Here is a 13,114-nt window from a genome sequence, read left to right on the forward strand (position 1 = left end):
TACAGCGCGGCTGGCCGCGCAACGCACTGACCGTTCGGAGGGACATAGCGGTGGAGGTCAAGATCGGCGTGCAGCACACGCCCCGCGAGATCGTTCTGGAGAGCGGGCAGTCCGCCGAGGAGGTCGAGCGCGCCGTGGCCGACGCGCTCGCCGGCAAGGCGCAGCTGCTCAGCCTCACGGACGACAAGGGGCGGAAGGTCCTCGTACCGGCCGAGCGGATCGCGTACGTGGAGATCGGCGAGCCGGCGACACGACGCGTCGGATTCGGTGCGCTCTAGCCTTCGGCACGGCATGGACGTGAAGGCCCGGCGGGACTCCCGCCGGGCCTTCACGCTGTGAGGGTTGTGTTCGGTCCGCCGCGGGTAGTGACGGGCTAGCGGTTTCGCATGATCGTAGGACCCACCCCCGGCGTCGTGAGGTGACAGCAGTGGTCTCGGAAGCTCTTGTCTCGGTCCTGCTCGGACTCGGCCTCTCGTGGGCCGCGGCCCACCTCCTGCCGCACCGGCTTCCGGCCCGCCGCACGGTGTTCCTGGCCGGCACGCTGGGCACGCTGTTCGGCGCGTACCTGACGCACATGGCGCTCGGCCCCGGCCACGCCCTGCCGACCCTGGCGGGCGCGGCGACGGTGGGTGCGGTGGTGGTGTCCCTCCTCCTGCGCCCCACACGACGCCGCCTCGTCCTGAGCCCGTCGGGCGACTGACGGCCCGTCCGGCGCCCGGAACCTAGGCGGCCAGCCCCAGCGCGGCCATCCGCTTCGTGTGCGCCTCCGTGATCCGGGAGAACATCCGCCCGACCTCCGCGAGGTCGAACCCGTCCGCCACCCCGCCCACCAGCATCGTCGAGAGCGCGTCACGGTCGGCCACGACCCGCTGCGCCTGCGACAGCGCCTCACCCATCAACCGCCGCGCCCACAGCGCGAGCCGGCCGCCGACCCGCGGCTCCGCCTCGATCGCGGCGCGCACCTTCTCCACGGCGAAGTTCCCGTGCCCGGTGTCGTCCAGGACGGCCAGCACCAGGGCGCGGGTGTCCGTGTCCAGCCGCGCCGCGACCTCGCGGTAGAAGTCGCTCGCGATCGAGTCGCCGACGTACGCCTTGACCAGGCCCTCCAGCCAGTCCGACGGCGCGGTCTGGCGGTGGAAGTCGTCGAGCGCCTTGGCGAACGGCTCCATCGCCTCGGTGGGCTCGGCGTCGATCGCGCGCAGCCGGTCGTTCAGCCGGTCGAAGTGGCCGAATTCCGCGGCGGCCATCTTCGCCAGCGCCGCCTTGTCGGCCAGCGTCGGCGCGAGCTTGGCGTCCTCGGCGAGCCGTTCGAAGGCCGCCAGTTCGCCGTACGCGAGCGCTCCCAGCAGATCCACGACCGCGGCGCGGTACTGCGGCTCCGCGGAGGCCGTCTCCCAGTCCTGGGCGGCGATTCCGGTGGGTTCCTGGGCTGCGGCCACGGGCACGGTGGCGTTGTCGGGCGTCTCCATGGACCGCACAATAGCCCGCTCGGGGCACCCCGTAAGGGGCCGGTCGGACACGGCCACCACACCGTTCCGACGAATTCGCCCGACACATGTGCGCGATTCCGGGGTACAGTGGTAATGCGCCTGCCGAGTATTCGGCGGGCCATCGCAGTGTCTGACTGTGGGATCCTCCGCGGCCAGGCCTTACGAGGATGCCCGGTCGGTGGCCCGATCGGCTCCGCCCCGACCGCCCTCCGCGCGGAATCGTACGCACAGGTGCGGACGAGTCCCAGATGAGGGGCCCCCTCAGCGGCACGAGCGCTCGAGCGACGGCAGTGGTCCCGCGCCATCCGGCCAATCCACGGTCGGCTGAGTACCCAGGTGCGGTACGACCCCCAGCGTTCGCCTCGCGTCGCGTCTCACAGAAGAGGCAGCACCCTGACTACGACTTTCCGAGACCTCGGAATCCTCCCCGAGACGGCAGAAGCACTCGAAGCCGTCGGCATCATGTCCCCGTTCCCCATCCAGGAGATGACCCTCCCGGTCGCCCTGTCCGGCAAGGACGTCATCGGACAGGCGAAGACCGGCACGGGCAAGACCCTGGGCTTCGGTCTCCCCCTCCTGGAGCGCGTCACCGTCCCCGCGGACGTCGAGGCGGGCCGCGCGGCCCCCGAGAAGCTCACCAACGCACCGCAGGCGCTTGTCGTCGTGCCGACCCGCGAGCTGTGCCAGCAGGTCACCAACGACCTCCTGACCGCCGGCAAGGTGCGGAACGTCCGGGTGCTCGCCATCTACGGCGGCCGGGCGTACGAGCCCCAGGTGGAAGCGCTCAAGAAGGGCGTCGACGTGATCGTCGGCACCCCGGGCCGGCTCCTCGACCTCGCGGGCCAGAAGAAGCTCGACCTCTCGCACATCCGCGCCCTCGTCCTGGACGAGGCCGACGAGATGCTCGACCTGGGCTTCCTGCCCGACGTCGAGCGGATCATCCAGCTGCTGCCGCCCAAGCGCCAGACGATGCTGTTCTCGGCGACCATGCCGGGCGCGGTCATCGGTCTCGCCCGCCGGTACATGTCGCAGCCGACGCACATCAGCGCCACGTCGCCGGACGACGCGGGCGCGACGGTCGCCAACACGACGCAGCGCGTCTACCGCGCCCACTCCATGGACAAGCCGGAGATGGTCGCGCGCATCCTCCAGGCCGAGGGCCGCGGCCTCGCGATGATCTTCTGCCGTACGAAGCGCACGGCGGCGGACATCGCCGACCAGCTCGCCCAGCGCGGCTTCGCCTCCGGCGCGGTCCACGGCGACCTGGGCCAGGGCGCCCGCGAGCAGGCGCTGCGCGCGTTCCGCAACGGCAAGGTGGACGTGCTGGTGTGCACGGACGTCGCCGCGCGCGGTATCGACGTCGAAGGTGTGACGCACGTCATCAACTACCAGTCGCCCGAGGAGGAGAAGACGTACCTCCACCGCATCGGCCGGACCGGCCGCGCGGGAGCGTCCGGTATCGCCGTGACGCTCGTGGACTGGGACGACATCCCCCGCTGGCAGCTGATCAACAAGGCGCTGGACCTGGGCTTCCCGGACCCGCCGGAGACGTACTCGACGTCCCCGCACCTGTTCGAGGAGCTGAACATCCCGGCCGGCACGAAGGGGATCCTGCCGCGTACGGACCGGACGCGCGCCGGACTGGCGGCGGAGCAGGTCGAGGACCTGGGCGAGACGGGCGGCCGCGGCCGCAAGTCGCCCGCGGTGGCCGCCGCCGCGTCCGCCGTCCGCGAGGAGCGCCCGGCGCGTACGCGTACGCCTCGGCAGCGCCGCCGTACGCGCGGGGGTGGGGCCGAGGTCGTGGACGTGGCCGTGGCTGTGGCCGAGCAGCCGACCGAGGCGCCGGTAGCGGTGACCGCTTCCGCACCCGCGCGGAGCAGGGCGAAGCAGTCCTCGGGCCAGCCCCGGGTACGGTTGGAGCCGTTGGCGCAGCCGCCGGTCCAGGCGCCCGAGCCGCAGTTCCAGACGGCCGTCGTGGTCGAGACGCCGGACCCGGTCGAGTCGGCGGAGACGCGCACGCCGCGCCGCCGTCGGCGCACGCGCGCCGCGGTCGTGGAGGCGGGTGCCGCTCCGGAGGCGACGTTCCAGACCGCGGCGGTGATCGTGGCGGAGCCGCCCGTGTCGTCGCCCGACGCGGAGCCCGCCACCAAGCCCCGCCGCCGCACCCGCGCAACGAAGCCCGCGGACGCGGTGGCCGAGGCGGCAGCACCGGAGGCGGTAGTCGCCGAGGCCGTCGCGGAAACAAAGCCCCGCCGCCGCACCCGCGCAACCAAGCCGGCAGAGGCCGAGGTCGTGGCCATCGAGGAGACCGTCCCCGAGACAAAGCCGCGCCGCCGCACCCGCGCAAAGACTCCCGTAGAGACGGCGGCCACCGAGGAAACCGCCCCCGAAACGAAGCCGCGTCGCCGCACCCGCGCGAAGACCCCCGAGGCAACCCCGGAAGCCTGACCCTCACCACCAGTGGCCCGCTCCCCCACCCCGGGGACGCGGGCCACCGGCATACCCACCCCATGTCCTCAATCGCCGGACGGGCTTGAGGGGGTTGCGGTCGGGCCTGCCCGTTGCGGTCACCGATGTCCTCAAGCGCCGGACAGGCTGAATGTGGCTCGGGCCCGATGACCCTGCGGGTCAAAGACGTCCTCAAACGCCGGACGGGCTTGAGAGGGGTTGCGGTCGGGCGTGACCGTTGCGGTCAAAGATGTCCTCAAACGCCGGACGGGCTGGATTTGCCTGTACGCGCGCCTGGAAGGGGGGCGGACAGGGGTCGTGTCCGGAACGTAGAGCGTGTTTTGTGTCGCGTGACGGGCGTTGCTGACACAGCAGGGTGAGCGCGACGTAAAACATGCAGTGCAGGACATGGCCCCTGGCCGACCCCCGGCGACAACCCGAGGATGGCCACCGGCCCGCAGCGGGCACCATCAAGCCCGTCCGGCGATTGAGGACACCAAACAGCAACCCGCACCAAGACCACCCCGGCGTACCCTCATCCCATGAGTAGGCCCCCCACCTGGACCCCACCCCCCTGCGCCCGAGCCACCCCCCTCCGCACCCGCCGCGGGCGCTTCGCGGCGCTCGATGCTCGGCCTGCCGGGCGGGCGCAGGGGACCGCGTTGCTCGTGCCCGGGTTCACCGGGAGCAAGGAGGACTTCATCGCGCTGCTGGAGCCCCTCACGCAGGCCGGGTACCGGGTCGTCGCCGTGGACGGCAGGGGGCAGTACGAGACCGAGGGCCCCGACACCGAAGAGGCCTACACCCAGGGCGAGCTCGCGGCCGACATCCTCGCCCAGGCCGAGGCCCTCGACGCCACCGGCACCGACGGCACCCCCGTCCACCTCCTCGGACACTCCTTCGGCGGCCACCTCGCCCGCGCGGCCGTCCTGCTCGACAGGGCGCCGTTCCGCTCGCTGACGCTGCTGTCCTCCGGCCCCGCCGAGGTCGCCCCCGCCCAGCGCGAGAAGCTGAAGCTGCTCCGCGACGCCCTCTCCACCATGACGATGGAGGAGGTGTGGGCGGCCATGCAGGCGATGGACGCGCCCGCCGAGGAAACCCCCACGGACGGCGCCGAACTGCGCCACCGCTGGCTCCGCACCCACCCCGCCCAGCTCATCGCCGCCGGCCGCCAGCTGGCCTCGGAGCCCGACCGGGTCGCCGAGCTCGCCGCCGTACAGCCGCTGCCCAAGCACGTGATGTCGGGCGAGCGCGACGACACCTGGCCCGTGGCCTGGCTGGACTCGATGGCCACCCGGCTCGGCGCGCGCAGGACCGTCATCACCGGCGCCGAGCACTCCCCCAACACCGACCGCCCCGACGCGACGGCCAAGGCGCTCGCGGACTTCTGGGACGAGGCCTACTAAAGACCTGCCAGAGGCCTACCGGGCGGCGTCAGTAGTTCGACTGGAGGTGCTGCCAGAACCCGTCCCGCAACGCCCGCCGCAGCACGGAGTGCCCCCGCAGCGACCGCTGGAGGAGCTTCTCCGCCTCGATCAGCAGGTCCTGGTCCACCGGTCCGGGCAGGTACGGATGGCCCGGCAGCAGCTCGCCCATCGCCATCCGCCCCCGCTCCGCGAGCCACGTCGCCGCGATCTGCGCGCCGATGAAGCGCACCTGGTCGCGGGAGGGCGGCGGGTCGCCCTCGTGCTCGTACGTCGTGACCGGGCGGCGCGTGACGAAGGGCTTGTAGAAGTCCAGGTCGAAGGTGCGCTGGCTGTCGACCTCCCAGAGCAGCGGCTCCGCCTGGTTGCGCCCCTCGGACGCCTCGATGCCCCACAGGTGGACCCGGGCCCCGTACCCCTGCGCGGCCTCGACGGCGGACACCAGGTCCTCGTCCCCGCCGACCAGCGCGGCGTCGCTGATCGCGCGGTGCCGGGCCAGCGATTCGAGGTCCGTGCGGATCAGCGAGTCGACGCCCTTCTGCTGGTTGTTCGCGTTCAGGTTGCCGAGCCTGACCTTGACGTCCGGCAGCTCGGCGATGAGCTGCTGCTCCGGGGTGTGGATGCGCCGCCTGGCGCCGTCGTACCAGTAGACGCGCAGCAGCCGGCTGTCCGCGAAGATGATCCTGGCCTTGTCGATGAAGGCCTCGATGATGCCCTCGGCGTCCAGGTCGAACGACCGCCGGTCCTCGGTGCCCGCTACAAGCAACCCGGCCGCAGCATAGACGTAACCCGCGTCGACGAAGATGGCGTGTGTGGACGGGGTCTTGCCGACCTCCGCCAGCACGCGCTGGAGCAGTTCGTTGGTGCGCTCCAGACGGGCACCGATGTCGTGGAGCTCTGGGTTGATCTCTGCCTCGTTCATACGCGTTTCATTCTCCGTGGACCGCACCGTACCCGCCAGTAGTTAGCCACCCGAAAAATTTCCTTAGCGTAGGGAATGTTTGCAGAGGGCAAGCCGTTGCAGACTCATGTAGGCAACGGCGGGCAAGCCCGTCATCCATAGTTCTCCAGCAGGAGGATCAGACGAAGGGAGAAGCGCGTGCGCTTCGAAATCATGCGTCTTGACGATGTCGACGGTTCCGCAGTGGACTCGACCGTCGTGGACGCCGCCTCCGTCAATCGGATCGTGCAGCAGGCCGCAGCGATGGGGCAGCGCATCTACATCCGACCGGCCGAATCCTCGGCCTCGTAACACTTACCCCATACCCGGACCACCGCTCGACGACCGACGACGCACGACGGACGCCTGACGACCGACGCCTTGTGAAAGCGCCCCTGTACGGATCACCCGTACGGGGGCGCTGCTGTGTGCTCAGGCGTTCTGGACGACCTGGGTGATGCCGTTGATGATCTGCTGCACGGCGATCGCCGAGAGCATCATCCCCGCCAGCCGGGTCACCAGCACCACCCCGCCGTCCTTGATCAGCCGGATGATGACCAGCGAGTACCGCATCGTCACCCACAGGACGACGTGCATCGCCAGGATCGCCGCCCAGACGGAGACCTGCGCCGCCAGGCCGTGCGCGTGCTGGACGGCGAGGATGACGGAGACGATCGCGCCGGGACCGGCGAGGAGCGGCATGCCGAGGGGTACGAGGGCGACGTTGACGTCCTTGGTCTGCTTGGGCTCGTCGGTCTTGCCCGTCAGCAGGTCGAGCGCGATGAGCAGCAGGAGCAGGCCGCCCGCGATCATCAGCGCGGGCACGGAGACGTGCAGGTAGTCGAGGATCTGCTGGCCGGCGACGCCGAAGACGGCGATCACGCCGAAGGCGACGGCCGCGGCCTGCCAGGCCATATTGCGCTGGATCCTGGTGGGCCGGCCGGAGGTGAGGGCGAGGAAGATCGGCGTGATCCCGGGCGGGTCCATGATCACGAACAGGGTGAGGAAGAGGGAGCCGAACACGGCGAGGTCGAACACGGTGAGGCCTAGCGGGAATGACGGGCCGTCGGGCCCGTCCGGTGGGTGGGCGGAACACAGCGCGGGGCCGCGGAGGGCCGCGCGAGGGAGTGCGGTGGCGGGGTACGGGCGTGGCGTCGTGTCGCGGGCGTGAGCCCGCCGGCCACGACGGGGCGTCGGGCGTCAGCCGGCCGAGGCGGACGTCCTGTGCCGGAAGGCCCGGGCGTCAGGCGTCCTGGGTTACGCGCGTCCGCCCGCGCCCGGCACCGGGAAGGCTCCCGAGGCACGCCGGGTGATCTCGCCGTAGATCTCGGGGTCGGTGGTGCACGCGCCGAGTTCCACGAACTTCCGGGTGCCGTGGTAGTCGCTCGACCCCGTCCCGAGCAGGCCGAGGTCCTTGGCGAGGCCGCGCAGCCGGGCGCGGGTCGGGGCGTCGTGGTCCATGTGGTCGATCTCGATGCCGTCGAGGCCGGCGGCGGCGAGGCGTGCGATGGCGGACTCCGGGACCACGGCGCCGCGGGTGACGGCCTGGGGGTGGGCGAAGACGGTGACGCCGCCGGCCGCCTTGACCAGGCGGATCGCGTCGAAGGGGTCCAGCTCGTGCTTCGAGGCGTAGGCGCGGCCGCCGTTGCCGAGCCAGTCGGAGGTGAAGGCGTCGGAGACGGTCTCGACGACGCCCAGTTCGACGAGGGCGGTGGCGACGTGGGGGCGACCGAGGGAGGCGTCGCCCGCGATCCGGGCGACCTGCTCCCAGGTGATCGGGACGCCCAGTTCCTGGAGCCTGCCGACCATGGCCTTCGCGCGCGGGACGCGGTCGTCGCGTACCAGCTCGCGTTCGCGCAGCAGGTCGGGCTCGTCGGGGTCGAAGAGGTAGGCGAGCAGGTGGAGCCCGACGCCGTCGACGCGGCAGGAGAGTTCGGCGCCGGTGACCAGCGTCAGTTCCCGGTCGAGGCCGGGGAGGGCGGCGATCGCCTCGGCGTGGCCGCGGGTGGAGTCGTGGTCGGTGAGGGCGACGACGTCGAGTCCGGCGGCGGCCGCGTTGCGGACCAGTTCGGCGGGGGTGTCCGTGCCGTCCGAGGCGGTGGAGTGGGTGTGCAGGTCGATGCGCACGACGCGTGACTCCAGGACTCGGGACAGCCGGGGGACGGCTGCGCGGACGGCTGAGGGGACGCTCCAGGATAACGGTCGATTCGAACGCCCGGGTACGGGGCGTTCGTGCGGCACCTCGGTGCGGCGCCCGCGGTGCGTGCCGCCGCGCGTCAGGACAGCAGTCTCGGCGACAGCGCCCCGCACGGCAGCAGCTCCACCTCCGTGCCGGCGTCGCGCAGGTCGGTCAGCACCAGTTCGTCGTACAGCAGCAGCCCCGACTGCTCGGGCCAGACGATGGCCCAGAGCCAGAGCCCGAGCGCCTCCCCCGCGAACACGGCCCGGTCGTCCGGGGTGCCCTCGACCTGCCAGAGCGGGGTGGGCCGCCCGGCGGCGAGCAGCTTGGCGTGCGGCGGCCGGTCGATCCGTATGCGCGGCCCGGGGTCCGGGCCCTCGATCCCCGCGTACCGCGCCCCGAGCCCGACCCCCAGCTCCTCGGCGATCAGCAGCAGTTCCCCGACCCCGCCGAGCGGCGCGGGGCCCGAGCAGGCGACGGCGGTGGCCCGGCCGCCGCCGCGGTCGTCGCCCGCGTGGGCGACGCCGGTGTAGAGCCAGCCGACGGGCAGGGGCCAGGGCATCCAGACCGGGACGCGCGCCCGGTTCACCACCACGCCGAGCGCCTCGACGCTGGGTGGTATCACCGGCTGGAGCGGCTGCACGGCGCCGTGCGCGTCGCACTCCCACGAGTCGGCGAAGAGGCCGGGCGCCCTGATCCGGCCACCGCACTTCGGGCAACTGGGTTCGCCCCTCATAGCGCCCCACGGTCCTCCCCGCTCGACGCCCCGTCAAGGACGATCACCTGAGCTGCCGCGAAGAGGTTCGCGTATCCGGCCGGACGCGTACCACCGACCGGCGGGATCGAGCCAGGCCGGTCAGTGCGGCGCGCCAGGCCGGTCAGTCCAGCGCGACCGACCGGCGCAGCGGATCACGCAGGTCCGTGCGCCGGGACAGCCACCGCTCCTGGAGTTCCCGCGCCCCCCGCACCCGCTTCCACGCCGCCTCGTTCACCGTCATCGGCAGCAGCGGCAGGAAGCGCACCGGCTCCATCGGCTCCTCCAGCTCCAGGTCGGCCACCAGCCCGCCCGGCTCCCCCACCAGGACCGAGTGGAAGGGCGCCCCTGGCCAGAGCGGGCCACCGAGGTCCAGCGAGGCGCCCGGGGCCACGATCACCCCTTCGACCTGCGGTGACGCGGCCAGTACGGCCAGCGGGCGCAGCACCTGGTCGGTGGCGGCGAGCCCGGCCCGTACCGACAGGACCAGCTCCGCCCGTGGCCCCTTCACCGGGTCGGCGAGCATCTGCGCCGGATCCCCCATCGGCTGCGCGGACATGCCGAGCGTCGCGTACCGCACCACCGCGTCCTCGTCCCGGCCGCCGCCCGGGGAGTCGCCGTCGCCCGGGGAGCCGTGGAAGCGGAGCACCTCGAAACGGTCCGTGCCCACGAAGGTCACCGCCGCGCGCGCGTCCGGTTCGCCCAGAGCGGTCCTGAGGTGGGCCTCGACCCGAGCCAGTATTTCTCCCATGCGGGGAGCATAGATCGCGTCAGGAACGGGCAAGAGGATCTATTGGCCAGCTGTCAGCTGATAGTCTTGGCCGCCGGTAGGGACAGCACGCGGAAGCGTGTCTCTCGGTCCCGACACACGTCGTCCCCCAAGGGGGACCGGCCGGAGGAGGTGGGGCTGCGGTGGATCGAAGTCACCCGGCCAGTACCAGCCGCTCTTCCGCACCTTTCCTTTCCTCTGTGATCTGAGGCCCCCGCCCGTTCCCCGGGCCCGCGGCAGTTCGCACGACGGAAGAGCGCTTCAGCTCACCTTTACTCACGCCTGTCTGTAGCGAACGCCGTTACCGCGACCCCGCGGTACCGCCCGCTTTGCGGACGTACGCATCACGTCCCCATTCCGGGCTGTGCCACGCCTCGCCGACGGCCTCTCCGTGAAGGAGCCCGCCATGTCGATGATTCGTGACCTGCGCGCAGCGGTCCGCCCGTCCCTGCGCAAGACCAGTGCCAGTTACGGCAAGTACGACAACTACGACGCCACCCGTGACCCCTCGGCGTCGACCGCGGTCGTGGACTGCGCGGTCTACCGCGACGGCCGGCGGGTGAAGAAGGACCCGTGCGTCACGCCCCACGAGGCGATGCTGCGGGTGCGGGAGAGCGGCGGGTTCGCCTGGATCGGCCTGCACGAGCCGACGGAGGAGGAGTTCGCCGGCATCGCGGCCGAGTTCGGGCTGCACCCGCTGGCGGTGGAGGACGCGGTGCACGCGCACCAGCGGCCGAAGCTGGAGCGGTACGACGACACCTTGTTCACCGTCTTCAAGACGATCCACTACGTCGAGCACACCGAGCTGACCGCGACGAGCGAGGTGGTCGAGACCGGCGAGGTGATGTGCTTCACGGGCCGGGACTTCGTCATCACCGTCCGGCACGGCGGCAAGGGCTCGCTGCGGACCCTGCGCCACCGGCTGGAGGAGGACGAGGAGTTGCTCGCCAAGGGGCCCTCCGCGGTGCTGCACTCCATCGCCGACCACGTGGTGGACGGGTACGTCGCGGTGGCGGCGGCCGTGCAGGACGACATCGACGAGGTCGAGATCGACGTGTTCTCGGCGCCGTCGAAGGCGGCGGGGCCGCGGGGCTCGGACGCGGGGCGGATCTACCAGCTCAAGCGCGAGGTGCTGGAGTTCAAGCGGGCGGTGTCGCCGCTGCTGCGGCCGATGCAGCTGCTGAGCGAGCGGCCCATGCGGTTGGTCGACCCGGACATCCAGAAGTACTTCCGGGACGTGGCCGACCACCTGGCCCGGGTGCACGAGCAGGTCATCGGCTTCGACGAGCTGCTGAACTCGATCCTCCAGGCCAACCTGGCGCAGGCGACGGTCGCGCAGAACGAGGACATGCGCAAGATCACCTCCTGGGCGGCGATCATCGCCGTCCCGACGGCGGTCTGCGGGATCTACGGCATGAACTTCGACCACATGCCGGAGCTGCACTGGCGGTACGGCTATCCGATGGTGCTGGTCGCGATCGGGGTGGCCTGCCTGACGATCCACCGCAGCCTCAAGCGCAACGGCTGGCTCTGAGCCGCGTCGGCCCCCGCGCTCCGACCGGTCCGCTCGAAGTGGTCCGCGCCGCCCGGCCCAAGGCGCCCGGTCTAAGCTGCCCGCATGACTGAACCGCTGCTCGGCCAGGCGCTCGTCGAGGAGGCCACGAAGAAGTCCGGCGTCGTCTGGGTGCGGGGCTCGGGCCCCGAACGGGCGCTCTGGTACGTGTGGCACGAGGGCGCCCTGTACCTGGTCGGCGACGGCCCCGGCGAGCAGCCCCTGCCCGGTCTCGCGGACGGGTCCGCCGCCGAGGTCACCGTACGGAGCAAGGACAAGGGCGGCCGGCTGGTCGCCTGGACGGCGGCCGTCGCCGAACTCGTACCGCGCTCGGAGGAGTGGGAGGCGGCGGTCGCGGAGCTGAAGGGCAAGCGGCTGAACGCGCCGGACGCCGAGGTGATGCCGGAGCGCTGGGCCCGCGAGTGCCGGGTCCTGCGGCTGACGCCGGGTGAGGTGGCGCCGGGCCTGCCCGACGGTTCGCTGGCCGCCGTACCGCTGCCGACCGGGGCGACCACCCGCCAGCCGGCCCCCGCGGCCCTGGGACGGCTCCTGTTCCCGCGGCGCAAGCGCGCCGCGCGCTGAACCGGCCGGGCCCGCGGCCCGGGAGACGGCCCGTGAGCCGGCGCCCCGTCAGCCGTCGGAGGAGGAGCTCGACTCCGGCAGGTCGCTGCCGTAGTCGACCGTCTGCCCCTTGGGCGGGGCCTCCAGGGTGAAGTCCTTGCCCCAGTCCGTCAGCGTCAGCGTCCCCGCGCCGCCCGCCCGCATCAGCTGGAGCGGGTACGGCACCCCCTGCAACGACACGTCGAGCGTGCCGCCCGCGCCCTTGCTCGCGATGACCTTGATCGTGCGGATGCCGCCGACCTTGCTGTGGTCACCCTTCGTCAGTTCGCCGTGGAGCGACAGCAACCCGCCGAGCAGCACCTTGATGTCGGTGAAGCCGCGCAGCTGCTTGTACGACTTGTCGTCCTGCGGCACCTTCACGTACTTGTCCTGGAGCTTGTCCGCGGCCTCGGTGTCGCTCGTGGTGGGGGCGCTCGCCTCGCCGTCGGAGCCGCCCTCGCTCTCGTGCGTCCAGAAACCGGCGTCGGCCTTGAGCCACAGGTCGTCCTCGACGCGCATCAGCTCGAAGGTGTCGTCCGCGGACGTCACCGACCCGGTGCCGCCGTTCTCCTTGAGGCGCATGTTGAGGCGGTACGTCTCGCCCTGGCTGACCAGCGCCCCGGAGAGCCGGACGGCGGCCGCGCCGTCCACGGCGGCCTGCGCCTTCTTCTCGATCTCGACCGCGGTCAGCTTCCCCACCCCGTTGGTCCCCGCGTCCGGGTCCTCGGGGGTGCTGCACGCCGCGAGGAGTGTCACGAGCCCCGCGCACAACGCGACGGAGAACACGGCCCTGCGGGCACGGCCGGAGGACATGGGAGCGGTCACGTACACACTGCCTCTCATACGCGGTGGGAGGTGGCAGACCGCAGCGTACCGGGGCCGGGTGAGGGGTTCGGCACGGAGCCTCGGGGACGCCGTACGGACGGATCCACCAGGGCGTCCCGCACGGGGACGGGCT

General features: G+C 72.0%; 14 protein-coding genes. 7 read left to right on the forward strand and 7 right to left on the reverse strand.

Annotated elements, in window-relative coordinates:
- Window positions 1-50: 50 nt before the first annotated feature.
- Window positions 51-278 carry a DUF3107 domain-containing protein gene (locus HA039_RS11205; RefSeq protein ID WP_161307078.1) on the forward strand — a complete coding sequence of 76 codons (228 nt, stop codon included), beginning with the start codon at window positions 51-53 and terminating at the stop codon, window positions 276-278.
- A 149-nt stretch (window positions 279-427) separates the two neighbouring features.
- Window positions 428-700, forward strand: a complete 273-nt coding sequence (locus tag HA039_RS11210) for a hypothetical protein (RefSeq protein WP_167027511.1) — start codon at window positions 428-430, stop codon at window positions 698-700.
- 22 nt (window positions 701-722) lie between these two features.
- Here the strand turns inward: HA039_RS11210 and HA039_RS11215 are convergent, their stop codons facing one another.
- Window positions 723-1,469 (reverse strand): ferritin-like fold-containing protein, encoded by a 747-nt coding sequence (locus HA039_RS11215; protein WP_167027514.1) that lies wholly within the window; start codon window positions 1,467-1,469, stop codon window positions 723-725.
- A gap of 483 nt (window positions 1,470-1,952) precedes the next feature.
- On the opposite strand from HA039_RS11215, the gene HA039_RS11220 reads away from it, so the two are divergent.
- Window positions 1,953-3,938, forward strand: coding sequence for a DEAD/DEAH box helicase (locus tag HA039_RS11220; protein ID WP_243869355.1), 1,986 nt, complete (start codon window positions 1,953-1,955; stop codon window positions 3,936-3,938).
- 542 nt (window positions 3,939-4,480) lie between these two features.
- Window positions 4,481-5,344, forward strand: coding sequence for an alpha/beta fold hydrolase (locus tag HA039_RS11225; RefSeq protein WP_167027517.1), 864 nt, complete (start codon window positions 4,481-4,483; stop codon window positions 5,342-5,344).
- A 28-nt stretch (window positions 5,345-5,372) separates the two neighbouring features.
- Here HA039_RS11225 and HA039_RS11230 read toward each other — a convergent pair whose 3' ends face one another.
- Window positions 5,373-6,284: an NYN domain-containing protein gene (locus HA039_RS11230; protein WP_208298587.1), complete on the reverse strand. Its 912-nt coding sequence runs from the start codon at window positions 6,282-6,284 to the stop codon at window positions 5,373-5,375.
- Window positions 6,285-6,461: 177 nt separating this feature from the next.
- Between HA039_RS11230 and HA039_RS11235 the strand changes: the two genes are divergently transcribed.
- Entirely contained in the window at window positions 6,462-6,614 is a 153-nt protein-coding gene (locus tag HA039_RS11235; RefSeq protein WP_165840668.1) for a hypothetical protein, read from the forward strand.
- A gap of 120 nt (window positions 6,615-6,734) precedes the next feature.
- On the opposite strand, the gene HA039_RS11240 is transcribed toward HA039_RS11235, so the two are convergent.
- The 4 genes from HA039_RS11240 to HA039_RS11255 form a co-directional block, all read right to left on the reverse strand.
- The gene (locus HA039_RS11240) at window positions 6,735-7,340 is read right to left on the reverse strand and encodes a MarC family protein (RefSeq protein ID WP_167027520.1); all 606 of its coding nucleotides are present in this window, start codon (window positions 7,338-7,340) and stop codon (window positions 6,735-6,737) included.
- Window positions 7,341-7,559: 219 nt separating this feature from the next.
- The gene (locus HA039_RS11245; protein ID WP_167027523.1) at window positions 7,560-8,429 is read right to left on the reverse strand and encodes a PHP domain-containing protein; all 870 of its coding nucleotides are present in this window, start codon (window positions 8,427-8,429) and stop codon (window positions 7,560-7,562) included.
- Between the two features lie 149 nt (window positions 8,430-8,578).
- Window positions 8,579-9,217, reverse strand: a complete 639-nt coding sequence (locus tag HA039_RS11250; protein WP_167027526.1) for a DUF6758 family protein — start codon at window positions 9,215-9,217, stop codon at window positions 8,579-8,581.
- 142 nt (window positions 9,218-9,359) lie between these two features.
- Entirely contained in the window at window positions 9,360-9,986 is a 627-nt protein-coding gene (locus HA039_RS11255; RefSeq protein WP_167027529.1) for a suppressor of fused domain protein, read from the reverse strand.
- Between the two features lie 424 nt (window positions 9,987-10,410).
- Here HA039_RS11255 and HA039_RS11260 point away from each other — a divergent pair, with 424 nt between their 5' ends.
- Both HA039_RS11260 and HA039_RS11265 read left to right on the forward strand, forming a co-directional pair.
- A complete protein-coding gene (locus tag HA039_RS11260; RefSeq protein WP_167027532.1) occupies window positions 10,411-11,538 on the forward strand; it encodes a magnesium and cobalt transport protein CorA in 1,128 nt (375 codons plus the stop codon).
- A gap of 84 nt (window positions 11,539-11,622) precedes the next feature.
- Window positions 11,623-12,138 carry a hypothetical protein gene (locus HA039_RS11265; protein ID WP_167027535.1) on the forward strand — a complete coding sequence of 172 codons (516 nt, stop codon included), beginning with the start codon at window positions 11,623-11,625 and terminating at the stop codon, window positions 12,136-12,138.
- A gap of 48 nt (window positions 12,139-12,186) precedes the next feature.
- Here HA039_RS11265 and HA039_RS11270 read toward each other — a convergent pair whose 3' ends face one another.
- Complete coding sequence (locus HA039_RS11270; protein ID WP_243869357.1) at window positions 12,187-12,981, reverse strand: hypothetical protein; 795 nt, start codon at window positions 12,979-12,981, stop codon at window positions 12,187-12,189.
- Window positions 12,982-13,114 lie beyond the last annotated feature (133 nt).

Source organism: Streptomyces liangshanensis, assembly GCF_011694815.1.
GTDB lineage: Bacteria > Actinomycetota > Actinomycetes > Streptomycetales > Streptomycetaceae > Streptomyces > Streptomyces liangshanensis.